This window comes from Gimesia aquarii, from assembly GCF_007748195.1.
Taxonomy (GTDB): Bacteria; Planctomycetota; Planctomycetia; order Planctomycetales; family Planctomycetaceae; genus Gimesia; species Gimesia aquarii.
The window spans coordinates 5,385,167-5,409,840 of record NZ_CP037920.1 but is presented as its reverse complement, the minus strand read 5'-3'; the positions used below and the strand labels follow the sequence as shown (position 1 = coordinate 5,409,840).

17 protein-coding genes and 1 tRNA gene are annotated in these 24,674 nt (G+C 42.4%); 1 reads left to right on the top strand and 17 read right to left on the bottom strand.

Annotation, left to right across the window (positions count from 1 at the left end):
• Positions 1-92: 92 nt before the first annotated feature.
• From V144x_RS20720 to V144x_RS20700, 5 genes are all read right to left on the bottom strand, one after another.
• The gene (locus V144x_RS20720) at positions 93-3,500 is read right to left on the bottom strand and encodes an ATP-binding protein (RefSeq protein WP_144987732.1); all 3,408 of its coding nucleotides are present in this window, start codon (positions 3,498-3,500) and stop codon (positions 93-95) included.
• A gap of 11 nt (positions 3,501-3,511) precedes the next feature.
• On the bottom strand, positions 3,512-4,093 hold the full coding sequence (locus V144x_RS20715; protein WP_144987730.1) for a DUF4194 domain-containing protein: 582 nt from the start codon (positions 4,091-4,093) through the stop codon (positions 3,512-3,514).
• Entirely contained in the window at positions 4,090-5,574 is a 1,485-nt protein-coding gene (locus V144x_RS20710) for a DUF3375 family protein (protein WP_144987729.1), read from the bottom strand. The genes V144x_RS20715 and V144x_RS20710 overlap by 4 nt, the downstream gene beginning before the upstream one ends.
• A gap of 375 nt (positions 5,575-5,949) precedes the next feature.
• The gene (locus tag V144x_RS20705; protein WP_197998554.1) at positions 5,950-6,552 is read right to left on the bottom strand and encodes a class I SAM-dependent methyltransferase; all 603 of its coding nucleotides are present in this window, start codon (positions 6,550-6,552) and stop codon (positions 5,950-5,952) included.
• 129 nt (positions 6,553-6,681) lie between these two features.
• A tRNA-Pro gene (locus tag V144x_RS20700) sits at positions 6,682-6,755 on the bottom strand.
• 403 nt (positions 6,756-7,158) lie between these two features.
• Here V144x_RS20700 and V144x_RS20695 point away from each other — a divergent pair.
• Entirely contained in the window at positions 7,159-7,632 is a 474-nt protein-coding gene (locus V144x_RS20695; RefSeq protein WP_144987725.1) for a PEGA domain-containing protein, read from the top strand.
• 14 nt (positions 7,633-7,646) lie between these two features.
• On the opposite strand, the gene V144x_RS20690 is transcribed toward V144x_RS20695, so the two are convergent.
• The 12 genes from V144x_RS20690 to V144x_RS20635 all read right to left on the bottom strand — a co-directional run bounded on the left by V144x_RS20690 (position 7,647) and on the right by V144x_RS20635 (position 24,583).
• On the bottom strand, positions 7,647-8,495 hold the full coding sequence (locus tag V144x_RS20690; protein ID WP_144987723.1) for an alpha/beta fold hydrolase: 849 nt from the start codon (positions 8,493-8,495) through the stop codon (positions 7,647-7,649).
• A 25-nt stretch (positions 8,496-8,520) separates the two neighbouring features.
• Positions 8,521-10,188, bottom strand: a complete 1,668-nt coding sequence (locus V144x_RS20685; RefSeq protein ID WP_197998553.1) for a sodium:solute symporter family transporter — start codon at positions 10,186-10,188, stop codon at positions 8,521-8,523.
• Between the two features lie 33 nt (positions 10,189-10,221).
• A complete protein-coding gene (locus tag V144x_RS20680) occupies positions 10,222-11,256 on the bottom strand; it encodes a succinylglutamate desuccinylase/aspartoacylase family protein (protein WP_144987719.1) in 1,035 nt (344 codons plus the stop codon).
• Between the two features lie 43 nt (positions 11,257-11,299).
• A complete protein-coding gene (locus V144x_RS20675; RefSeq protein WP_144987717.1) occupies positions 11,300-12,418 on the bottom strand; it encodes a mandelate racemase/muconate lactonizing enzyme family protein in 1,119 nt (372 codons plus the stop codon).
• Between the two features lie 31 nt (positions 12,419-12,449).
• Complete coding sequence (locus V144x_RS20670) at positions 12,450-13,835, bottom strand: DUF1501 domain-containing protein (RefSeq protein ID WP_144987715.1); 1,386 nt, start codon at positions 13,833-13,835, stop codon at positions 12,450-12,452.
• Positions 13,836-13,850: 15 nt separating this feature from the next.
• Positions 13,851-17,228 carry a PSD1 and planctomycete cytochrome C domain-containing protein gene (locus V144x_RS20665; RefSeq protein ID WP_197998552.1) on the bottom strand — a complete coding sequence of 1,126 codons (3,378 nt, stop codon included), beginning with the start codon at positions 17,226-17,228 and terminating at the stop codon, positions 13,851-13,853.
• Between the two features lie 19 nt (positions 17,229-17,247).
• A complete protein-coding gene (locus V144x_RS20660) occupies positions 17,248-17,868 on the bottom strand; it encodes a GntR family transcriptional regulator (RefSeq protein ID WP_144987712.1) in 621 nt (206 codons plus the stop codon).
• 88 nt (positions 17,869-17,956) lie between these two features.
• On the bottom strand, positions 17,957-18,427 hold the full coding sequence (locus tag V144x_RS20655; protein WP_144987711.1) for a hypothetical protein: 471 nt from the start codon (positions 18,425-18,427) through the stop codon (positions 17,957-17,959).
• 121 nt (positions 18,428-18,548) lie between these two features.
• Positions 18,549-19,472, bottom strand: a complete 924-nt coding sequence (locus V144x_RS20650; RefSeq protein ID WP_144987709.1) for a DUF1559 domain-containing protein — start codon at positions 19,470-19,472, stop codon at positions 18,549-18,551.
• Between the two features lie 633 nt (positions 19,473-20,105).
• A complete protein-coding gene (locus V144x_RS20645; protein WP_144987707.1) occupies positions 20,106-21,566 on the bottom strand; it encodes a glycosyltransferase family 2 protein in 1,461 nt (486 codons plus the stop codon).
• 184 nt (positions 21,567-21,750) lie between these two features.
• A complete protein-coding gene (locus V144x_RS20640; RefSeq protein ID WP_144987705.1) occupies positions 21,751-23,949 on the bottom strand; it encodes a serine/threonine-protein kinase in 2,199 nt (732 codons plus the stop codon).
• A gap of 19 nt (positions 23,950-23,968) precedes the next feature.
• The gene (locus tag V144x_RS20635; RefSeq protein ID WP_144987703.1) at positions 23,969-24,583 is read right to left on the bottom strand and encodes a sigma-70 family RNA polymerase sigma factor; all 615 of its coding nucleotides are present in this window, start codon (positions 24,581-24,583) and stop codon (positions 23,969-23,971) included.
• Between the last annotated feature and the right edge of the window lie 91 nt (positions 24,584-24,674).

Sequence of the window (24,674 nt, the reverse complement as noted above, 5' to 3'; positions counted from 1 at the left end):
GTAAATAATACGATTCAATGATAAAGAACATGGACATGCTTTTATCGTTTACTTCACAATCTGTGCTGGTGAGACCAGTGGCAAGAAGACTCCTATTTCATAATCTGTTTTTGATTCGCTTTTGGTCTCGCGTTGTGTGAGACTTTCTGTACCACTTCGTCGTACTCGCGGGCTGTCATACTATGGAGAATTGAACAATTTGTCTCAGGATCTTTTACCACGTGTAGATATCGGTCGACAAATGGCTCTGTTACACGGGCTTTGGCATCCAGCGGAGCCACAATCAAAAGTTGCAGCCCAAACTGATTGAAAAGTTTCAAAGCATATTCGGCGTTTTGGTCATCGACTTTGGAGAACATTTCATCAACGACAACGAATTGAAATCTGCCGGGAACATTGCCCACGGGATCAATATCAAACTGATAAGCTAAAGCGGCTACCAGAATGGTGAATGCGAGTTTGGCCTTCTCTCCTCCGGATTGCCCCGAACTTCCATCATAGCAACTACGAGTCAACCCTGATTGAAGCTCAATTTCCTCTGCAGCAAAGTCGTACCAGTTTCGGACATCAATTACTTTTTTTCTCCAATTTGTTTTTTCTTTGTCAGACAAGCGTTCGACCAGATTTTTGATACGTACAAACCTTGCTTCGTTCGCCTCAGGAGTTTGTTCCAGCGAATCATCAAGACACTCACGCAACGAGCGTCGAAAATCCTCGATTTCTCGGTCATTTACCGGATGAGGCTTTAATCGCATATACGTTCCAGGTGAATATTCAACATCCTTCAGTGCGTTATTAAGCTGAGTGATTTTGTCTTCGATCAACTTTTGTTCGGTGCGGAGTTCCGTATTGAACAGCGCGATTTCCTGGCTCACTTGATCATTCAGCCGGTTTTTGAATTGGCGTTCATAACGGGGCAGATCTTCCAGGCGAAGCTGATTCAGTAAACCCTGGAAGCTATCGAGTGATTTCAGAGAGGCATCGAGGTCATTTGCTGCTTCTTTAAAATCGCGCAGATATTTTGACATGGCACTAATCAGGTCCTCTTTGATTTTTTCTAAAGGACTTCTCAATTTGTCTATTTGCTTCTGTGTCGAAGCTCGCCAGTTTTGAATTCGTTGCTCAAAATTCTCAATCGACAAAGCTGGTTTATCCAGTGATTCAGCGATGGTTTCAAACATTTCGTGATGTACGTCAAAATTACCGGCTGTCTGCTGTGCCTGTAGCTGAGTGTGAGCCAATGCTACCAGTTTAGTGACACGACTAATATCACCCTTCAATTTTGCACGTTTTTCGAAACATAGATCACGTTTCGCACTGAGCGTCTGCTCCTCTGATTCTGACTGTTTCAACCGTTTTTGCAGCGTTTGTACGGTTTTATTCGATTCTTCCAGATTCTTTTTTTCTGCTTCAAGTGTAACGATTTCATCTTGGTGACGTTTGATATCGATCTTGTCGAAGTCACTTATATCCAAGGCTGCATCCGCGGCTCGAAACGTATTTTGAATTTCTTCTATCTGGTCATTAATTGAAATGATTTCATCGGTCAGAATTTTGATTTCGGATTCGAGTTCTTGAATATGATGACGTATACGACTCTTCTTATCAGTGTTATCCCAACCCAAAATGAAGAAACGTGGGTTTGTTGTGCGCTCTCGGTCATCTTTTTGATGCCGCTTTGAATCGTATTTGACATGTCGTTGTGCAGTCAGGGCGTATTTGGAAACGTCATTGAATTCTTCGATGCTATTACAGCAGTGAAAGTTAAATCGTTGTTGAATTTCTGTCCGTAGCCAGGGGGTAAGGTTATGACGCGGCTTAAATTGCAGTTTATTGCAGAGTGACTGCGGATGAATTCGATCACCACCGGCTGAATCCGTGACTTTTCCAACACACAAATAATCCAGTCGTTGACCTGCCCCGTGTGCATCAATTATGCGATTTCCTTCGACATAGGCTCGAACACGTGGATAAAACTGTTCAGGAACCAACAAGCTGAGAGCAAACGAACGGAGAACCATCTCGATGGACGCGGTCCAGTTCTGTTGATCAGGTAATACTGAAATCAGTTCCGCTGCAAAAGGAAATAGACTTTCATCAAGACCCAGATCGGCACAGAGTTGACTGCGAATCGTAGAAAAACGGGGAGGCAAGTTACTATGTTGTTTTTGTAGCATATCCAGATCAGCACGTTCCTGTCTCAGTTGGCTTACGATGCTCGTTTTTTGGCCAAGCGTTGTCTCTTGCCTGTTTTTCAGCTCTACTAGTTTGTCACTGTTTGACTTGGATATTTCACATAATTGTTTGTTAATCTGCTGGAACTGTTTCGCGTTGCCTACGATGTCATTGATGCCACAAGTTTTTAGAGTCTTGTGATATTTTTGAAAGGTATCACGTTTAAAATCTAACTTTGTTTGTTCATTCCGGATCAATCCAGGGATTTGTCGCAGTCGTTCACCGCCCGCATGTTCGATTTCATTTTTTGTCTGTCGTACGGTTTCTCGTGTCTGTTCCAGTTCCTGATCTAATCTCTTAATCACAGTTTCCTGTGTTTTCAGATTTTGATTCTGTACCCTCAGTTCCGGCTCAAAGATTTCGATTTTCAATTGAGGGAAGTATGACTCAGATGCATCAAGCTGGTGCTGATAGAAATTTAGCGCCTCATTTTTACGACGATATTTCTTGCCAATGCTCTCAACAGGAAGTAACAGTTCCTGTGCCTGTTGAGCTCGAACCAGCTCATTATGTGCGATACTTAAATCATTAAAGTGCTTCAGCAGCCCTTGTACTTTATCATGCCAGTTCTGAGCTTCCAACATATGTCTGCGAATGAATACATTCAGGCTTTGAATATCCTTGACTGCCACAGTCTGGTTGAACATATCAATGGCTTTGCTTCGCATCTGAGTTCGTTTGGTGATCCAACCCAGATATTCAGTATACGCTCTGGTAGTCTGGTATCCTTGTTGTTTGAGATGCTCGCGAACCGCATCAGATTTTTGCAGACCTTGTAGATCGGATTTTAATTCGTGCGATTCATTGGCAATAGCATAAACCCGATCATCAGAACCGTCGGCTTTGAGATACAGTATTTGTGTCAATGTGAAAGATTGTCCCAATTGTTCATCGCTAAATACAGCAGAAATTGCCGTCAGATGATTTCCTTGTGGACGTAGAAACTTTACTACATTCGAGTTTGATTCATCGGTTGTTCGATCAAAGGCGCCTTTAATATAACTTTTGGGTGTACGCTCTGTTTTTTTCGCTCCTGCTGCTACGTTGTAGTTTCGTGTCTTGCCGTCTACCAGTAGAGTCAGTAAGGCGTCAACGAGAGTCGACTTTCCTGATCCATTGTGACCAACTAATAATGCTGTTCGCCCTTTTGGTTCAAAGCAAAAAACAGTTCCAGCTTGACTGTCAAAAGTTCCCCAATTAAAGACCTCCAGTTTCTGTAATCGATAACCGGGGCGATCAGGACGTAAGTCACATAAGTGTTGCATGGAGTGATTTCCTATTTGCGCTCATTTGCAATTAGCCGGTCGCGCAAGTGTTCCAGCTCATCAATGGGAATTCGTGCCTTCAATAGTTTGCGGACTTCCCATGAACCGGGTTCCTCTTTCAACGTAGCAACAAATTTAATTTTTTCGAGTTGATTTAACGCTGTGATGAGTTGTTTGCGTAAAATCACTTCATCTGAATTTGCTGGAAAGCAGGATTTCCAAAGTTCAAACAACGAGTCGACTTCGATAACACAGCGTTCGTTGTCGAGGTCTTCCTCTTCAAATTTTCGATACTCTTCGCGTAATAGAACACACAACAAGGTCGGTTTATAACTAAGAGGAGTTTTCTTAAATAAACGCGGCAAGCGTTCGTAACCTCCCGTGCGTTCATCATCGCCAAACTGGCGCAGGTAGGCGATACCCTCTGCACGATCGATTATCAGTGTCAGTCCAATTTCACAGAAATACTCGCTTAAGTCTGATTCATTACTAAGTAGTAGAGACCAGAGGTCAGCTTGCTCCTCGTAGATCACTCCCTGTAGCAGGTTGACTGCAACAATACCACGTTCACGAAACTCCGGAATATCACTCATATGGTGCTACTCCTCAGCCCGGAACGTCTTCGCAGTGTTTCTGATAGAAAGAAAACTCGGGGAATTTCAAATTCCAGCAGTCCGTTTTCAGTTTCGATACAAACAACGTCGACAGAGTTTTCATCTACCTCATGGCCTTCATCATGTGCAATTTGAATGTAACCCAACATTTCTATTGCGCCATTGACTGGCGGGCAAGTTTCCAATAAATCTGAAAGAGGCAATCGTTCAGTAAACTGAACCTGACTGGCAATATTAAACCGCATGGTATCCCAATCAAGACGTTGCATCTCGGCAAGATTTCGAAATGCGTCGAATCGCGCTTTGTCGTCCGGTTCTTCATGCGTGATTTCGATCGCATCAAATTTGACCGGGGGTTGCCAGAAGGGGCGTTCCAAACCGTGATACAAATCTAGTTCGGTAAAAACATTGATGCCTAATTCAGGAGGTTGTTCTGCCTGACGCACCGCTGCTGCCTGGATTTCACGCAGCACGGAAGCTAACCTGAGTCGACTCGAACTCACTTTTGAATCCAGAAGCCTGCGCAGTGTAGAATTCAATCGGCGTGTGGTGTTCAACACACGTTCTGCTTCCAGAGACAGGCTGCTTATCATACGTTTTACGCGATCTTTTCCTTCTGTTTGTGATTCCAGTTCAACCATCTCTTCTAATTGAATGATAATTTTTTCCAGTTCATCTTGTTGCGATTGTGAGAGTAGAAGGTCGACAAACGCTTTAAAGCTGGCTCCCTGATCTTCTTCCTTGAGTCGATCTTCTGCGTCGAGTGCAAATCCCAGAATCTGACCCCGAGTCTCCATCGCTTCCGTTTGCTGTTTCTGGACATCGCGGGTAATAGATTTGAACGATTCTTCAACAGCCCGAAAGTCACCTTGTAGTGAAATGAGATCAGAAATTGCATCTGCAAATCGCTCTCGAATGGCCGTGGAACTGTGAGTTGAAACGACGTCTCCTGATTCAAGCGAGCGAATTTCACTCTCAACGCGATCACGTTCAGCGTGGAGATGTTCTAGACGTCGTTCACGGTCAGCGGACCCCCGAACCACAATATCTGAAAGTGTTCCAATAATTCGCGTCAGCCTCGATTCAGTTCCCACAAAACCTAGAGAATGGTCCATCATTTCCGTGAGAAACTTTAATACATCTTCTGAGTGGGGGGTCAGTTGAAAGACCGATTCCGCGTGTTGGGAATCAAAATAACGCCGTAACCATCGAGTCTCACCGGTAGACCATTGTGTCAGATAAGCGTCAGCACTCTCTCGCAGGATTTCTGGTTCTCTTTCGTGGATTTGTTCCAGATAGTGATTAAGTTGTTGCTGAATTTTGGAATGAGGTGTAGCGAGGTTTCCATTTACTTTGAAATGTTGGTTCAGGAAGTGAATTACGTACGCTGAGTGAGTCGCACGAAGTAATTTCGCCGATGGGTTCGTCGAAAAAAATGTATTGAGTCGGTCCAATTCCACGGGTTATATCACCAAATAATCTTATCAGAGCTCTTAGAGCACATTCTTTAATGTACACTGGTTTTAGAGCAAATGGGACAGGGGATTTCAGAAAATCGCAAGTTTTCAGTGTTTTTGAATTACGGTTTGTAACTAGAAAAAGTGAGCCGAACTAGAAGAGCATCGCGGATTAGTATTAGAAAAATAACGATGTTCAAAAACGGATTAGATACATACGTGAACAAAAAGGTTTAGGGAATCCGTGAGATCATTCATGTTGATCAAAAGCGTCAGGGTTTGATGAATGACTTTCAGCTCTTTTCTGTTCGATCCATAATTACCTACTCTTTATTTCGAGTAAAATAAGTGCTTGATATGCAAGCATGGAACAAAGTATCAGATGGTGGTTTGGCTATTGTAAGCTTCTTTCCTGGATGGTATGGCTGGCGTTTTTTTCCACTGATAGATTCCCAGTGGGGGAATGTTCCAGAGGACAAAAGACTTATTTTGGGGTGAACCAAAGTAATTCTCTGCCAGTTCACAGACTCGATTTCGAAACTGATAAGTTACGAAAGTACCACCAGGAGCCAAAACAGAGTGTATGCTCTCAATCAATTTTCGACCTTCTGCAGACGTCATATTGGAAAAGGGGACTCCTGATACAATCACATCGGGAGGTGGAAAATCATAATGTTTCAGTAATATTTCAAGATCAAATGCGGATCCTTCTTCTACATATAGCCGCTTATCAGAGAGTTGTCGAAGTTGATCAACAAAATCTGAGACGATTTCTACACAGAGCAGGCAAGAGGATCTCGGAATTGCTCTGAGTAGTGCTGCCGTTGTTCCACCTGTTCCTGGTCCCAGTTCGACAACAAATTGAGCTGTCTGAAAACAGGGAAGTGAACTCAGCTTGTTCTGTAAATAACTTGAACTCGGTACAAGCGATGCAACTTGCTTTGGGTTTTCGAAAAAACCTTGGAGGAAGGGATGAATCACTGATGAGAGCCTCGAAGTTTCCTCGGAAGGTAATTGTGTTATGGCCGTACAGGCTCACAATTTTACTGTTCCTACCGTTAGAAAGCGACATTAAGCCAACATAAGAAATTGGCGCGATAGAAAAATAAGTCGGGACGACAGGATTTGAACCTGCGACCTCTACACCCCCAGTGTAGCGCGCTACCAGGCTGCGCCACGTCCCGAATTTGAACTCTGAGCTTTTTGGCCTCAGCGATCTATAACTTACTATTTATTCGCACTTTATCGCACGCTCGCCTTAGAAATTCAAGATAACTGACTCAGATACCCACTTTTGTCTGCAAAATAATCAACAGAACTGTGAAAAACTCTTAAATTAAGGCTTCTTGAGATAAAGAAACATGTGGTACAAACGAGGTTCACGGAAATCAATTTAATTGGCGGTTACAAGTTATGGTTTGTAAGTCTTTAATTACAATGTGTTTATGTGAAATGGTTTCTCTCGTTGCAATCGAAACTTCTCTTGGCAGAAAGTGAGAACCAAAGTAGAATCCCCGCTCTTGATTCAGGTTCTGGAACCTGGAGTCTCGTTCGTTTGAGTCCCTGTCATTTCTTACCAAGTTTTCAATGTCTCATCCCTTTCCGATTGTGAATTCAGGTTCTGGCTTACCAAACCCTGATTGTCTCAACACCGCAATGAAACGTGGGGTACTCGTGCTAGCGTTGGTCTTAATAACCTTCGGTCAGTTCGGCTGCGTGCATCGGAGAATGACAATCCGCTCAATCCCTTCTGGAGCACTTGTGAAAGTGGATGGAGAAGAAATCGGGTATACTCCGACATCGGTTGATTTTACTTACTACTCTACTAGTGAGATCACGCTGACAAAAGATGGCTACGAAACGCAGACGATAATGCAAAAAGTGCAAACGCCCTGGTACCAGGTTTTTCCACTGGATGCCGTTTCAGATAACCTGCTTCCGTTTGAGGTGACAAATCGGCATGAATTTACGTACCAGTTACAACCTAAAGTCGTTGTGCCTACGGAGGAACTGTTGAATCGTGGTAACCTGTTGCGAAGTGAAACGCAAATTGGACAGTAAACCAACGCTCGGCATTATTGTTCATATTTCCTCTGAGATGATTTTCGGATCACAAATTCTAATAAGGAATAGCTGTCTTTATAAGAAGTAGAGTGACCTTGTTGAGGTCGATCAATCAACAATACATTTTTGTTGATTTGTTGGAGAATTCGAACCAAACGACGAGCACTATCTGGCGGAACTATTTTGTCTTGACCACCGACTGAAATGCTGATGGGCATCGTCAATTTTTCCGGCCAATACTCTGCACTGCGTTTCTTATATTCTTGTGGTATATCCTGCTTTGATCCGCCGAATGAGGCTTGGATAGCGGGTTGGAATTTATTGTATTCCAAATGGTTTGCGGTGGGGTTCATGGCAGCGACTCCATCAATCAAATTGGGATGGATCGCTGCAAAGGTCAAGCTCGAGGATCCGCCCATTGATCCACCGCATAAGAACACTTTTTTAATTTTAAATTTCGTTTTCAGATCTTCAATGATTTGTATAAGGTCAGATTCTGCCTTGGGACCCATCCAGGATGTTCGTGCACGATAATCGGGAGAAATATAAATCATGTGATATTTCATAGCGATGTCACGAGCTGCTTTACATTCTCCTCTCATATCTTGAACGAATTGCCAGCGGTCAGATCCATGTCCGTGGAGAGCAATTAATATCGAATACGATTTTTGATCCGAGAAACTTCTTGGCAGAATCATGACATAGTTTTGTTTTGTATGATCATAATTTGCCGTGAATTCGATGTCTTGAGGAGTAGCCGCCAGAGATGACTCTAATGTGAAGAGTGAAACAACAAATACGATTGTCAACAGGCACATGACAGTATGAATTCGATAAGGTTTCATAGGGAAACGAGGCATAGATAGTGTACTCTTTAAACTCTGTTTACCAGAACAAGCCAAATATAATCCAGAATGATAGCATCACTAAGAGGATTGCATACCAGTTTGGGTTTAAGTACTGCGGGAGTGGTTTTGAAAATGGTGTATCTTTGATTCTGGGGAGGGACTCGCGACTTTCAGATAACCAGTTGTGCTTTGATAATTTCATGTCTTTTTCTGAGAGTATTTCTTTTTTTAACCATCCCCACTTGAGAGCCGCGGCGAACATAGCGACGGTCGTTACAATCATTGAGCAGGGGAAGGCATACCATTTTTCAGTCAGAAGGGGACTGAGCCATTCGAGGTCTACGAATTCACGATCAATGAAGCCGAATAATCCAAACACAGAACCGGCAATGAGACCAACGAGGCCACTTTGACGAGGGACTTGTGTCAGAACTCCTAATAAATAGATCGTAAACAATGGTGTGACAAAAATGGGAATTAAAGTACGAAATGCTTGAATCATATTGTCATAGCGAACGATGAAAGGAATGTAAAGAAATCCCATCAGCAGGATACCGATGGTGGCCCAACGTGTGACTGCCAAATAATGTTTTTCGGTTTGATCTTTACAAATCCAGCGAGCATAGATGTCACGTGTAAAGAGTGCTGATAAAGCTGATCCAATTGAGTCAAATGTGCTGATCGCAGCTGAGAGAATTCCAGCTACAACCAGTCCTTTAAAGCCAGGGGCTAAAAACTGATTGGCAAAATAGGGGAATAATTGGTCAGCACCTGAATGCTCTGTGAATTCGGGAACTAGAACACGCCCCATGACTCCCATTAATGTCGTTCCGATCATGATTGGCATAATGAGCAGACAACCAAAGAGCGTTGCTATTTTCATATCCCACAGGGAACGCGCCCCCATGAGACGCATGGTTTGTGTATGATTGACGGTATAATAACCAAGACCCACAATAGTCCAGCCGATTACAATCAAGTAGGGAGACGTAGATTGACTGTCCTGAAACTGACCAATGTGTAACCAGTTAATCAGAGGTTGTCCCTTCGCGTCCGTTGACTGAGATAGCTTTTCAATAGTGGCAGACCAACCTCCGCTGGCCATCCAGACTGCGCAGAAAATGGTAATGCCGCCCGCCATCATGATCAGGCTTTGCAATGCATCAGTCCAGACAACAGAGGTTAGGCCTCCCCAGGTTGTATAGGCAGCGGTAAAAATGACCAGCAGTACAATTAAAGTCCAACATTGAATGGGTGAAAATTCAAGGATCCCTTGTAGCATCAAGTAAATAGACCAGATCATCAGACCTAACATACTGGTTCGGTACTGGATTTGTATGAGTGCACTGATAGTTCGAATCGATTTTCCATACCGTGTTTCCAAATACTCGGCGTTAGTAAAAAAACCGCCTCGATAGAGAACGGGTACAACTAAAAATGAGGCCAGAACTGCTCCACAGACGCTCGCGAGTGTAAAGGCTGTGATGATATGCATGCCATGATTATACGCATATCCGGTCAATGAAACGGCGTCTGCATTATCGATACTGGTTGCGAAAATTGAGAGGCCCAGACCCCACCAGGGAAGTGAACGTCCTCCCAGAAACCAGTCACTACTGGATTTGGTACTCCGGGCCAGATAAAATCCGAAACCGATAACCGATCCATTCAGAACGAAAACGATAACCCAGTCCAGCCAACTCATGTGTCTCATTCCTGGTGTTGAAACAGTATTCTGTTATTGAAATGTTTTCAGCACTTGTTCTTCAACATCATGAGCCAGACAGAAAACAATATCTCCCTGACTGGTCAGAGTTGGGCCACGATGGGCGATGGCAATCCCGTTCGAGTTCGCTTCAATAATTGATGGCTTACGGTCTGGACGTTCAAGAAAATAGAGCGCTCCCAGTGGCTGTCCCTCGGAGACCTCGGATCCCACATCCACGAAGCTTTCAAAGAGCCCTGACTCTGGTGCAAAAATGTAGTCTTCTGCATTCAGAGCCTGCACCCATCGTGTGGGAGGGAGTCCTAAATCTGTACGATTTTTTTCTTCTCCCTGCAAGACTTTCAGATGAACCAATACGTTACGCAATCCTGCTTGTGAGACTTGATGCACGGGAGCCGTAGTGACTTCGCCACCTCCCATTTCTGTTGTGACCACGGTTTTTCCCATGTTTTCAGCTTCGACTGGTAAGAGACCTTTTCCAGCAATATCCGCATACAGAAAAGCAAAATCTGTATTGTAAGCTTCAGTTGCCAACGCCATTCGACGACGTTGTTCCAGATTTTCTACCAGATGCATATGGGCACACGGATAAAAATAGACCCCTCGTCCGCCCGTGTGTAAATCTATTACGACATCAACGAGAGGAAAGATTTCGTGAGTCAGATAATGCGCCATTATTTCGGAAACAGTGCCGTCTGCATCACCGGGAAAACAGCGATTTAAATTTTTACCGTCGATGGGTGAGAGACGGGTTGCCGCTTTTGCAGCCGGAATATTAATCGCGGGGATAAAAATGATGCGACCGGAAATCTGTTCTATTTTCAGCGATTGCATTAATTTCATAATGGCAATCTGGCCCGGGTACTCATCGCCGTGATTTCCTGCCATCAATAGAACTGTTGGTCCTTCTCCATGTCCAATTGTAGAGATCGGTATTTGCAGCTGTGACCAACCGCTTAAATTATAAGAGAAGGGAATATTGAGAGTACTCCATTGGATTCCTGGTTTGTCGAAATCAATCTTTGTTTGAATTGGTGTTTGAGACATGATGTTAATTCTACTAATTGAGGGAGGAAATCATTTGTGGACTTTATTTTGACTCTGCAACGACGTGGGCTGCAATGAAATCTTCATTGAGCGTGATCCCGAGCCCTGGTCTATCTGGGACTTGAATCATGCCGTCTTCCGCTTGTACTTTCTCATAAGTTAACTCGTGTCTGAGAGGCTCATCTTCCACACAATCTTCGAAGATAAACGCATCTTTGCAGGTGGCTAACCAGTGTAGGCTGGCTGCAACGGTGATTGGGCTGGTGTAACAATGGTTACAAGGGCGTGCACCGATTTCAGCCACTCTTTGTTTCAGATAAGAGGCTTCGGTAAACCCATTACGAGCCAGATCAATTTGGTAGACATCAAGTGCTCTCTGGTCAAAATAAGGTCGGAATGACTCACGACCGCATTCTTCTTCGCCAGCAGCAATGGGAACGGGAGAACGATCTTTGAGCCAGGCATAGCCAGCGATATCGTGGGGGAAGAGGGGTTCTTCAAGCCAGCCAATATTATATTCGGAAAATGCATGTGCGCGCTGCAATGCAGTTCGGGCGTCCCAGACACAACCTGCGTCAATCAATAATATGCCATCTCCCATTCCTTCACGGGCACCAGCAACAAGTTCTATATCAAGCTTTTCCGATTCTCCCATCGGCTCCCAACCAAATTTCACAGCCGTGTATCCGTTTTCAATCCAGCGCTGTGCTATGTCACATGTTTCTCGACCATCTTTCCCAAACAGAATCGAAGCATAGGCTTGAAACTTCGTATGGTGTTGCCCCCCCAAAAGTCGGTGGATCGGTTCACCAAAATGTTTTCCCTTTAAATCCCAAAGTGCCATGTCGATCGCAGCCATTGCGGTGATCGTTACACCGGTTCTGCCAAAGTACATTGTATGGCGATACATTTTCTGCCAGAGTCGTTCTGTTTCGAGTGGGTTTTCTCCGATGAGTAATTCTCTTAATCCACACGCAACATTGTGACTATAGGGAGCGTCGATCACTGCTTTAACGACTTCCGGGGAAGAGTCGGCTTCACCGATGCCTTCCAGGCCATTGTCTGTTTTAATGCGAACCAGAACTGAATCCTGGCAACTGGCTGTTTTATTCGTGACGGAACCTGATCTGAGAATTTGACAAATGATTTGTTCAATTTTCATGTGTTTTATGTGCCTTGAGTGAGAAGTAAGATTATGCAAGAATTTCTTTGACGACATGACCATGAACATCGGTTAAACGAAAGTCGCGGCCTGCATAGCGGTAGGTAAGTTTTTCATGATCAATACCGAGCAAATGCAGCATTGTGGCGTGTAAGTCATGGACGTGGACTTTATTTTCGGAGGCAGCGAATCCTGTTTCGTCGGTGGCTCCATGGACATGTCCACCTTTGACGCCTCCACCGGCCATCCACATGCTGAATCCATAATGATTGTGATCACGACCATTCATCGCTGGAAGTTCTGCGACTGGGGTTCGTCCAAATTCACCTCCCCAAAGCAGTAAAGTAGAATCGAGCATTCCGCGTTGTTTGAGATCAGTCAGAAACGCGGCAATTGGTTGGTCCCATTGACCACATAGCTTTCGTAAGCCTTTTTCAATTCCACTATGATGGTCCCATTCCTGACCGCCACTGTGCCAGACTTGTATGAACCGTACACCTTTTTCGAGCAGTCGGCGAGTCATCAATAATTGTCGACCTTGTAATCCATCTCCATACATTTCCTGAATATGTTTTGGTTCTTTTGAAAGATCAAGAACGTCTGATGCTTCAAACTGCATGCGATAGGCTAGTTCGAAAGATTGAATTCGAGCTTCCAATAGTGAGTCGTGTCCTCGATTTGCTAAATGTCGCTGATTGATTTTCTGAAGCAGGTCCAGTTGGCGGCGTTGTCGTTTCGGCGATTGCGGGTTGTTGATGTTTTCGATGAGTCGTGAAACATCAGTTTCTTTTGTATCTAAATGCGTTCCCTGAAAAGAGCCCGGGAGAAATGCGGAACGCCAGTTTTTAGGTCCTACAACAGGAAAACCATTCGGGCAAAGCACAACGAAACCGGGGAGGTTTTCGTTTAAGGTACCGAGACCATAATTGACCCAGGATCCGAAACTGGGGCGCGGCAAAGCATTGTCACCACAATTCATCAATAAAAGTGAAGGTTCATGATTAGGAATGTCAGAATGCATCGAGCGGATAATACACATATCGTCGATATGCGCAGCTGTTCTTTGAAATAGCTCACTGACTTCAATTCCCGATTCACCATATTTTTTAAACTGAAAAGGAGAACTCAGAGCACCAGCAGTCTTTCGCTCTGTCGGTAAATTGGGGTTAGGCAGAGGCTTGCCATGATACTTTTTAAGTAATGGTTTAGGATCAAATGTATCAACGTGTGAAGGACCTCCATTCATAAACAGGTGCACGATTTGTTTAGCTTGGGGACGATGATGTGTGGTGTTGGCAGCCTGTAAGTGTTCCTTAGCGGTTAGTCCTGCTAATGCAAGCATTCCCATGCCCATGCCTGATTGCGTTAACATTTCACGCCTATCAATTGGTAGTTTATTTTCAGTGATATGTTGCATGTGATGCTCGTTTATTTAATCGATAAACTGAAATTCATTTGATAACAAAAGAATCTGGGCCAGACTTTGCCAGGGAGTAATTTGTATCGTGTCTGGTTTTCTGAAGTCCTGGGAATAATGCCAGTGATGAATCGGCATTTGTTTTTTTGCCGTCTTGGAAAATGCTATCGAATTGGAAGGGTGAGCAATAATTTCCGGCGACCAGACGAACGAGTCGTATCCGAGATGACCTGCAATATCGACGACAAAATCGATTGTTTGATTTTTTTCCAGTTCGATATTCTCGAGAGTCGTTTTGACCGAACTCTGGTGAACATTCCAGGGGCCTAATCTTTTTTCGCCAGAGATAAGAACACGTCCACGAATTCCATTTCCATGTGATATTTCATGCTTGAGAATTCCCTTGAGCGAAACAGTCATCGTTTCTGGAGCGCGCCACCGAATTACGGCGACATGATTCATATCATTACCCGGATGACCTCCTGTTTTATCTAAAAAGACCCAGCCTAGTTTTGGGTCTGGTAGCTTATCACTTCCTTGATATTGTTTTCCGTTCCAGTAAGGTATCGCTTTAAAATTTGATAATTTTTTTGAGTTCTCGTCATATATCCCATAACCATATTCCCAGGCCGTTGCAATCAGAGACTGTTTTTTAGGAACGGGTTCTGTTTCCAGGAACTGAAGCATGTCATTTTGTTCTTGCTGAGTTGGCTTACGTTGCAAAATACTTTGATAGAGCTGCCTGATACCAGCTGTTGGATTGCCTGCTCGCTGCGCTTCTTTTCCTAGAATTTGAGCAGATTTCAGTACGAGGGGATGATTCATGAGGAACAAAGACTGTCCAGGAACAGAAGTCGAATTTCGTTTTCCACTGCTGACATCAGGAGAAGGGAAGTCAAAGGTACGTAACAGTCCGGGAACGCGTTGACGATCAATGAATGTGTAGATTGTGCGGCGTTTGTTGGATTTCGATACGATACCTTTGATTGACTTACCGCCAACTGTAGTATCCAGTTGATGGCTGACTTGGAGCAATGTGTCACGCATTGTTTCAAAGTCTTGACGTCGACGATTCATTCTCCATAAAAATTTGTTGGCTGGGTCAATTTTCTCTCCTGAAGCATGTGAGAGACTCTGTTGTTGATAGGTCGCCGACTGCATGATATAGCGATGGAGTTTTTTGATCGACCATCCGTTTTCCATGAACCAGATTGCCAGATGGTCCAGGAGTTCCGGATGAGAAGGGGAAGCTCCCTGGATCCCAAAGTCACTCGGGGTAGTAACGATTCCTTGACCAAAGTGATGCTGCCAGATGCGATTCACAATCACGCGGGTGGTCAAAGGGTTTTGAGGCGAAACAATCGCTTTAGCTAATTCCAGTCTTCCGCTTCCTTGTGTAAACGGTTTGTCGGATACCTGATTGAAAAAGGTCAGATAGTGCCGTTGAACTGGTTGAGCTGGAGTTCCCGGATTTCCACGCCTGAAAACTCGTGGTTCGATGATTTGATTCGCATCAGTGAGTGCCATCATTTGAGCCAGTTCAACAGGGGCGGCTGCCCGTGCTTTATCTAGAGTGGCATTAAGTTTTTTGACGGTTTCTTGTAACTTTCTGTCAGGAAATAATTTTAAAACCGTGTATCCGTGTAAAGAAGTGATTAACGGTGAGTGGGTGCTATAAAAGGCTTGACGATATACTTGTTTTTCAGGTGCAAACGGGATGGATTTTGAAGTACTTCCCGGTTTAGACGCTTCGGCAATCCAGTGGTCCCATTCCTGATCAACTTGCTTGAATAGTTTTGCGTAGCCGGAAATCACATCTTGAAAACGATCAAGTTCTGATTGTAATAGAGAGTTGGCAATCAGTCTTACTACAGCATCAACGTTATCGTCACTCGTTTTCTTTTGAAGTAAGCGTCTTGATTGAGCGGAAAAATTCTCTTTGGGAATATGTTCCAACTGATGCCATATCGAAAATACGGGGGAGTTAGTTTTTTCAGAATTATCTAGAAACTCCTGCCACTTTAATAAGACTTCCGGATTGAGGTCATCACCATCAACAATCACATCAAATTTGACGGTATCCGGACCACTTCTCCGAGATTGTGCTATGCTCAGGTATTCTGACAGTCTCTGGCGTGCATCTCGTGATACTTTTGTATGTTGGTTCTTGTAGAGTTCTTCTAAATTTTCTGCAGCCAGTTTAATATTCTGCACCTGTGTCGCTAGATGATCAGGGATCTTGTTTTTTTTAAGAAATGGAAGATGAATCGGTTCGAGAGAATTTCGGAAGACTCCATACATAGAGTAATAGTCTTCAATTGAAATAGGATCGTATTTATGATCATGGCAACGTGCACAGCCTACGGTCAAACCTAGTAGTCCACGTGTGACGACATCGATTCGGTCTGAAATAATATCATGGATATCATTTTTAAGTCTTGGACCAACGGTAATGAATCCGAGTGCTGCTTGGGACTCGTGTGGGATTTCATCTTTCAGAAAATCTGCGGCTAATTGCTCCATGACAAACTGGTTGAACGGTTTGTCTTTATTGAAGCTATTAATCACGTAGTCTCGATAGGTAAACGCGGAATGGAAAATAGGTTTTTCAAAGAATACATAGCCTTTGGTGTCTGCATAACGGGCCAAATCAAGCCAATATCTTCCCCAGCGTTCTCCATAATGTGGGGAGGCGAGTTGCTGGTCGATTATTGAATCGGCTGACTGAGACGAAATCCTTTTTGAGAATAATTTGATCTGTTCAGACGTGGGAGTCAGGCCGGTAAGATCCCAAATCATTCTGCGGAGTAAGGTAGCCGGTTTTGCGGGTAATGATGGTTTAAGTCGATTCTGTTCCAGTTTTGAAAGAATGAAATAATCAATATCATTTTGTGGCCAGAGAGTATCTTTCACAGAGGGTCGAATGGGATTTCGAATGGGGCGAAATGCCCAATGTTTAGAAAAATCGACTTTGGTTGAAGTTCCGATCACTACTTTCTCAGGCCAGATGGCACCGTTTTTGATCCACGTCGCTAAAACTTCGATGTCTGTTTTAGATAATGGTTTGTCGGGAGGCATTTCAAGTGACTCACGACGGATCGCGCTCATTAAGAGACTTTCACCAGGGTGATTCACCTTGATTGCCGGTCCACTTTCTCCACCTTTGAGAAGATTCGCACGCGTATCAAGCCGAAATTCTGCAAACTGTTTCTTAGGACCATGGCATTTGAGACAGTGTTTAATCAAGAGCGGTCGAACGTGTTGCTCAAAATAATGCTCCCGTTGAATGGAATTATTTTGATCGTTTACTGCTAATGCCTGCTCAGAGAAGAGTCCTAACAGAAGGATTCCAAGGCTTTGACTCGCTATTGATAGTTTGTTTTTAAAAGACATGATTCGTTTTATTACTGCTCTATTCAATATGATCCTCAATAACCTGTAGTGCATCCGCCAGACTTTTGTTTTTTAAAGCATCAATAATCGGCAGGTGTTCTTCGTAGATTTGAATTGGTTTTGTATATTTCAAATGAGACTCACGAAAATGTCTTCGGACTCGGGACACGATGGAAGACCAGATTGCTAAGAGGTCGGGAGAATGAGATCGGTTGACTAAAGCACGGTGAAAGGCAATATCATGTTCCGAAATCAACGCAAAATCTTGTGCTTCACAGGCAAACTTCATTTTTTCGAGAATATTATCCCACAACAAAAAATCTTCTTCTGTCAAACTATCAAAAAAAAGTCGCACTGCATATTTTTCTATCGTACATCTAAGTGGAATGATCAGTTCTGAAATTTCATTAGGAGCAGATGTTGAAACGATCGCTCCCTTGTTGCGATCTGCTTCTACAATTCCTTCCCAGGCAAGTTGCTGAATCGCTTCACGAATTGGCCCCCTACTAACGGCAAATCGTTTGGCCAAATCGATTTCACGTAAACGCTCTCCTTCTGCAATTTTCCCTGAAAAGATATCCTCTCTAAGACGTTCTACTATCTGTTCGCCCAGCCCTCGAACTAACTGAGATTCCTTCATTGATTTTCCTTAGACTATGGGTGATTTACTTTTTAAAAGATGTCCAATCTAATTGTGGTGGACGATAACAAAATAATCAAAAAGATTTCTATTTTTTAACGAGATCAAAGTCTTTATTTTCATTATTCCCAGTATTGATTTGAATCGTTATTTTGCTCTGCGCATTATACTCTTTGGGAATGAATTGATTTAATTCATCCACGATCGTACCTGGTGGGTTGGGAGTTCCTGCTTCAATTTTTTTCCCTGTTTTTTGATATGCGGTGATTTCTACACGATTCATCCCGACGACAGGACCAGATTCTTGAGAAATTGAATAAGAGCCCTTTCTAATTTTGGCACCTGTTGAAGGACCAACAGTGGGTGAGAGAGGCGTAAATGTAATCATGCCATCTTCAACAGCCTCTCCCTTAAATTTAATCTGACCATTGATTGCTGCACGTTCTGGAGAGTTATTATCAGAACGAGAACAACTTGAAGAATGAACCACTAAGCTTGAAAAAATGAGTGAAGTCAAACATAGTTTTCGACAAGATGAATTGAAAAAATCTAAAGCCATCTGGAAGTAATTCCTTAACAGTGATTTCAAAGATAAATATGAATATTGACCGAAGCAGGATTCTGTAAGCGAATCGATATCATGGCTACCATTGATAAATCTGATTTCACATTAAAGTTAATCAATACTCCCCAATCGAATTTCCATCATTCAGATCACCAAGGTATTGCCAGGTATTTAAGTCAATATTTTCGCTAACGAAACGGACAGCCCCGTCTCCAAGAAGTGCGTGAACGCCTCCATCATGCAGACTGCGTGCAGAATAAAGTAAATTCCTGTTATTGAAAGCAGTGTAAGTGCCTGTGCATGCTGGTTTGGCATTGGTATCACAGAAGGCAATACGTAATTGATCAGGAACATTAGAATTTGGTGTATAGTTATGATGGATAAAAGGACCTTCGGGATAATGTAATACTCCGCGAAAGTCAGTTCCGTTTTCAACTTTTCTTAATTCTGAAGCAACAATTGTATTACTGCTACCATCGCGGAAGTCTCGCATTCTTTTGGCAGAATTCTGATCAAAAGCTCCCACGGGACCCCGTGTAGGGGGACTGGGATCGATACCAAAGCCGGAAATGAGCGGTCCAATTCCATTGCTGGCAGCATAATTTCCTCTAGCAAACACATTAAAAGGGAGAGACGGAACAGGAAGATCAGTAGGGCACTGCAGCATGGGAATCGGATTTGAAATCAACTCAAAGTTTGTGCCACCAACACTAGTACATCCAAAGCAAGCATTGAAGTCTATCGTGTTGTAGAGATTCGCTTGATCGATAAAGGGGAGTAGAACAGAGATCCAAGTTGCTTCATTACGGTTTCTTTGACTAGTTTGGATATATCCTGGAGGAAGAACCTTGTGTGTTTCAAGGTAATTATGAAAAGCGAGGCCAATCTGTTTCAAATTATTTCTACAGGTGTTTCTACGTGCTGCTTCTCTTGCTTGTTGAACTGCGGGGAGCAATAGAGCAATTAAGATTGCGATGATGGCAATCACGACTAAGAGTTCAATAAGGGTGAATCCCTTTGACTTGGTAGCTTGTTGCATGATTATTCCCCCTGAATTGGTAAGTAACGAATTGATCAAGTGATCTGAATTGGAATAGATCAACGTCTAAATAATATTATATTTGTAAATTGTTAACAATAAAATGTCAAATAAAAACGAAGTGGGACTCATTTTTGATGATAAAAGAAGGGAATGTACAATAATGTTTAGTTGGTTTTTTTTGTTCATATGATAGATTGAGAAAATTGGTTTTCAGATAAAAGTAATATATTATTAAGAAATAATTGGGAAAAATGGACTAGGATGAGAAGGGGTTTTTTTGTATACTTTTTTCTGATACAGTAAACAATTAAGTGAATATTAGCCTAGAAATGAGATGAAAAATTTGTTACCTGTTCAAAATAATATCTCTTTGTGAATATATGATTTTTTGTTCTTTATCAATATTTATCAAATTTATGATTTTTCTTGGGAAGAAATCTACTTTGAGTCACTATATGCATATAGAGGGTGCTCGTCATTATTGCGATTTGCATAAATGAAGTTTTCACAAAATTGCACAGGCCCCTTGCTTCAATCAGCGCGCAAAGTTAGGGGACTAGTGCCTGCTTCCTATCATTGTGTTTGTGGGCCTGTGCATTTTTATCTGCTATGCCCTCAGTTCAGATCTCCTTAGTAGAGAATCTCCTCAGGGGTTCTGGCATGGCCGCAGTGAACGGAAGGTAGCATTAAAATTTTTCCTTCCGATTGCTTTAACATTGCACACCACTCCCAGTCGTGTGCAGGTACATTTCGATAATGGCTCTCCCAGTATTGAGGTGTTCTATCTTTCCAAAACATCAGGCAACCTGTCCCACAGTAATCAACCGTACTTGTCTCAGTACCAATTTCTGAAAAAGCATTAACGATATGATAATCGTCAAAATGTCCTCCAACGAATTGTGTTTCTACATGACGATTTCGATAGCAACCAGAAACGGCATTAGGAGGAATCCATCCTGCTGTCAATTGTTCAATTAGATTGACACCTGCTTCAACGGGGACAAGGATATCGTCTTCAATGAGCCAATGAATGTCACCTCTCATTTCAACACGTAATCGATTACAGGCATGAGCCATAAATTGAGCAACTTGATTTCTTCGCTCTTTCTCATTTGAAAAGTTTATCATTACCGAATGAGGTATAATCCTGATGGTTTCAAAAGTATTCAGATATCGATTGGATTCAGATCTAATCATAGAAAGAGCTTTTGGATCATTTGAATTATCAAGTATCACCAATTCAACAGGTTCAGAACTGTCGATTAGCTTTACTGCCTGAGCAACTGAAGACATCCAATGTGGAAAAAATTTACTGAGCCTACCACTGAATATCGAACCTACGCTGAGTCTCGAACAGATGCGACGCATTTGTGGCAGTAGATTTTCCTGTCGCTGTTTATACTTTGTTTGTATATTTGCAGACCAGGATCTGGAATGTTGGCGATATTTTAGTATGGCTTTGCTACGCGCGGGTGTACCTAATCTCGATCCTCGAAGGGCCAGATCCCAGTCCCACATGGTATTGATTTTATTTCTCCAGCGACCTGCCGTTTCAAATGCCTGGCGATTCCAAAGAGCAGAAGTGTTAACAAAGTTTCTCAACCAGAGTTTACCAGTTTCCCACTCAGGTGCCTCCCAAAGTGTGGAGTAATCACCAAAAGCTTTGGCATCGCCATATACGAACGGAGTGATAGAAGTGATTTCTTTCAGATGTTTTTTTACATAGTCTGGTGGGAGTATGTCGTCACCATCCAGAAAAAGTAAATAGTTACCTGTTGCTCTAGATACACCATCGTTTCTTGCGTCGCAGACTCCTCGGTGGAAAGCAGAATTAACAACAATTAACCCCTGATTTTTGAAGCGGTTTGCAATTTTGAGTGACTCGTCAAAACTGCAGTCATCTGAGTATATGACTTCACAGGGGACGCTTTGGTTGAGTGCTGATTCAATGGCATCTGAAAGAAAAGGTGCATTATTCCTGGCACCTATGATGATGCTGACCTTTGTTTCACGAACCTTTATTTTTGGGGAAGTCTTTTCATGATGATTATTTGTCTTCTCTGGTTTCGGCCAGAGTGCATTACCTACCATTTCTTGGCCCTCTATCAATAGGTGATTAACACAGATCTGAATTCAAGTATTCAAAAGGGCATACATGAGTCAAGACAAGAATTTGCAGAGGTAGAATTCGTTCACAGTAAAAGAGAGTTTAGATTATGAAAATCGTATCGAAGTGTGAACGTAGTGAATGCTCAGTGGGTACAAATATCGATTATTAGGGTGTGGGATTAATATAAAATGGTAAATGGTTTCTTTTCTTAAAGAAATCATTGATTTCTTTGATTCCCGCCTTGGATATTTTTGAGCCTTTTACGAAAAGATGTTCTAAGAGAATGAGTTTTTTGAGGTGTTTAACTGACTCATCACTTACTTTCGTTCCTTCAATATTTAACCAATCAATTTTTTGATTGTTTTGAATAAATATAAGACCTTCATCTGAAATATTCGTTTTCGCAAGATTTAGTGACACCAAATTTTTTAACTGATTTATAACTTGCAAACCTTCGTCCGTAATATTTGAATTTATTTGAAGTGACAGATTTGTCAAATTTTTAAGATTGCTTATGTGAGATAACCCTTTGTCAGTGATTCCAGAAGCATGTAGATCAAGTTTTTGGAGTGAAGTTAAACCACTAACCGCAGCAAGTGCATCGTCTTCTATAGGGTTGTCGTTTAACTGAAGCTCGTATAGATTAGTAAGGCCAGATAGTCGACTCAATTTCTCTTGAGTTATCATCTGAATTTTTTTAAACGCAATGATCTTCACATAAAAGTCTTCATTTGGCAATGATTTCTTTTGTTCTATTGTTGGGTATTCTTCTCCATATGGTACTACAATATTTATTTCGCAACCGTGGTCCAATGCCCAATTAGCCACGTCTCTTTCAATTTTCGCTTGAGTTGAAGTTAGTCCCGGAGCTGGAATAGATTTGGGATTTTCTTTTTCCGGTTGTCGATCATTCGGGATCGCAGTAGAGGATTTAAGCTTAGTATTAGTAGTGTGATTGGTGCGTGAGATATATTGAATTCCAAGTGTTAGAATTCCAGTCATTATTATTATTGACGCAATAATAATAATTTTTTTATATTTCAGAATGCGTTGAGTAGGTTGGTATTGTGTACTGGAATAGTATTTCTGTGCTTCAACGGGAGGTGTTAGCACGGTCTTAAGGCATAGTTCTTTCAGCTCTTGGCTTTCAGTCAAATACGTATCCGATGTTTCGTTAAGTGGTAATTCACTTTTTTGGTTTAGAAATTCGTCGAGTATCTTAACGACTTCAGCCATCGTTTGAATTCTGTCATCCGGATTTTTTTTTGCCATCGATTGAAATAATTCTTCCAGTAGCACAGGAATCTCCGGGAGCTGATCAGCTAAACGAGGTACCGAATCTTCTCGATGTGCGATGATGGTTTCAACGGGTGTTTCTCTTCTGAATGGAACTTGACCTGTTAATAGTTGATAAAATGTGCAACCCAAGCTATAGATGTCGGAACGTTGATCAATCGTTTTAATACTTTGAGCCTGCTCTGGAGCCATGTAGTAGGCACTACCCATGATACAATTCGTGTCGGTTAAATCATCCAGAGAAGAGCCAGCATGTCGCAGTCCAGCTAATCCCAGGTCGAGAATTTTAACTTGTCCATCAGTGGTTAAAAAAAGATTAGACGGTTTGATGTCTCTGTGAATCAAATCATGATTGTGAATATATTGGAGTCCGTTGGCGGCTTGCCTTAATATTGAACAGGCAGCTGTTATTGACAAAGGACCTTCCTGTTTGAGAATTGTTTTTAAGTCATGGCCATCCAGATATTCCATAACTAGAAAACAGGTGTCATCAGCTTCTCCTGCATCTGTTGCCTTAACAATGTTGGGATGATCTAACTGACCAATCAGTTCCATTTCGCGGTAGAATCTCTGAGTCTGGTCAGTATTTTCCCAGTCTTTGTTCAAAAGTAGTTTAAGGACAACTTGTTTTTTCAATCTTGAGTGAACTGACTCATAGACTACACCCATTCCTCCCTGACCAATTTTTTTGATTAGTTGGTACTGCCCGATAACTCGTATCGGGGGGGGCTCAGGTTCTTTCCGTAAAAGGATGCTGCTGTTATGACTGGAGGGCCGAACACTTTTTGCAACTGTAGTCTTTGATTGTTGGATAGATGATACAGTAGAGTTAAATAAGCGATCTAATTTGTCTTGAGAAAACGGATGATTTTTTGAGTCATCACCATTTTGGCTTCGTAGATGGCATTCCTGCCATTGTTTCAGTTCGCTATCCTCAGAATAAATCTCCGTTCTTTTTTGGCAACTGGGACACTCATTTAGATGGGCTCTTACAAGCTCACACGTATCTGTATCTAAGTCATTCAGGAGATACTGTAGCAACAAATTATCTGAGATGCACTTATCCATGAAAGACTCAAGTTATTCTCTATTTCTGAAATACAACACTATCAAACGAGAGGCGTTGAATTTCTTCCTTTAACTTTCTTTGAACAAGAAACTTAGCTTTGTAGACCCGGGGAATCTCTGTTTCAAGCTCGACCGCAGTGTCTTTGGGAGACCTGTCTTTAATCCATGTAAGTTCAAAAGCCTTCCAGGTTTTATCGTCAAATTCAGGTCGGATATTTTCCAACGCTGCCTTATAGATATGACTACAAAATTCATCAGACCAAACCGCGTCAATCTCTCCTGGTTGCTCGTAGATTATTTCTTGAAGTCCGTTTGAACCGATCTGATTTTGAAAGCGTTGATTTTTTTTGAAGAATCGACAAATTTCATGATAAGTGACCGTACCCAGCCAAGACCTGAAGCGTCCTAATTTTTGATTATACTCAAAAGTATGAAGGGAAGAGCTGATTTGGCGAAACACATCCTGGCAAACATCTTCCGAATCACTGTCGTTTAATCTGGATTTTCGACAGTAGTTATAAATGAGTGGACCATAAATGTTGACAAATTCTTTCCACGCTTCGGAGTCGGTAGGTACTCGTACTCGATTTAAGAGAGAAATATGTGTTGATGGCCATTCGGAGCCGTAATTCATTTAGCTTTTCCTTAGACAATGGATACATACATGCTCCATCTTTTATTCAGCTCCATGTCGCCATGTTCACGTATTATGTTCAATTATAAAG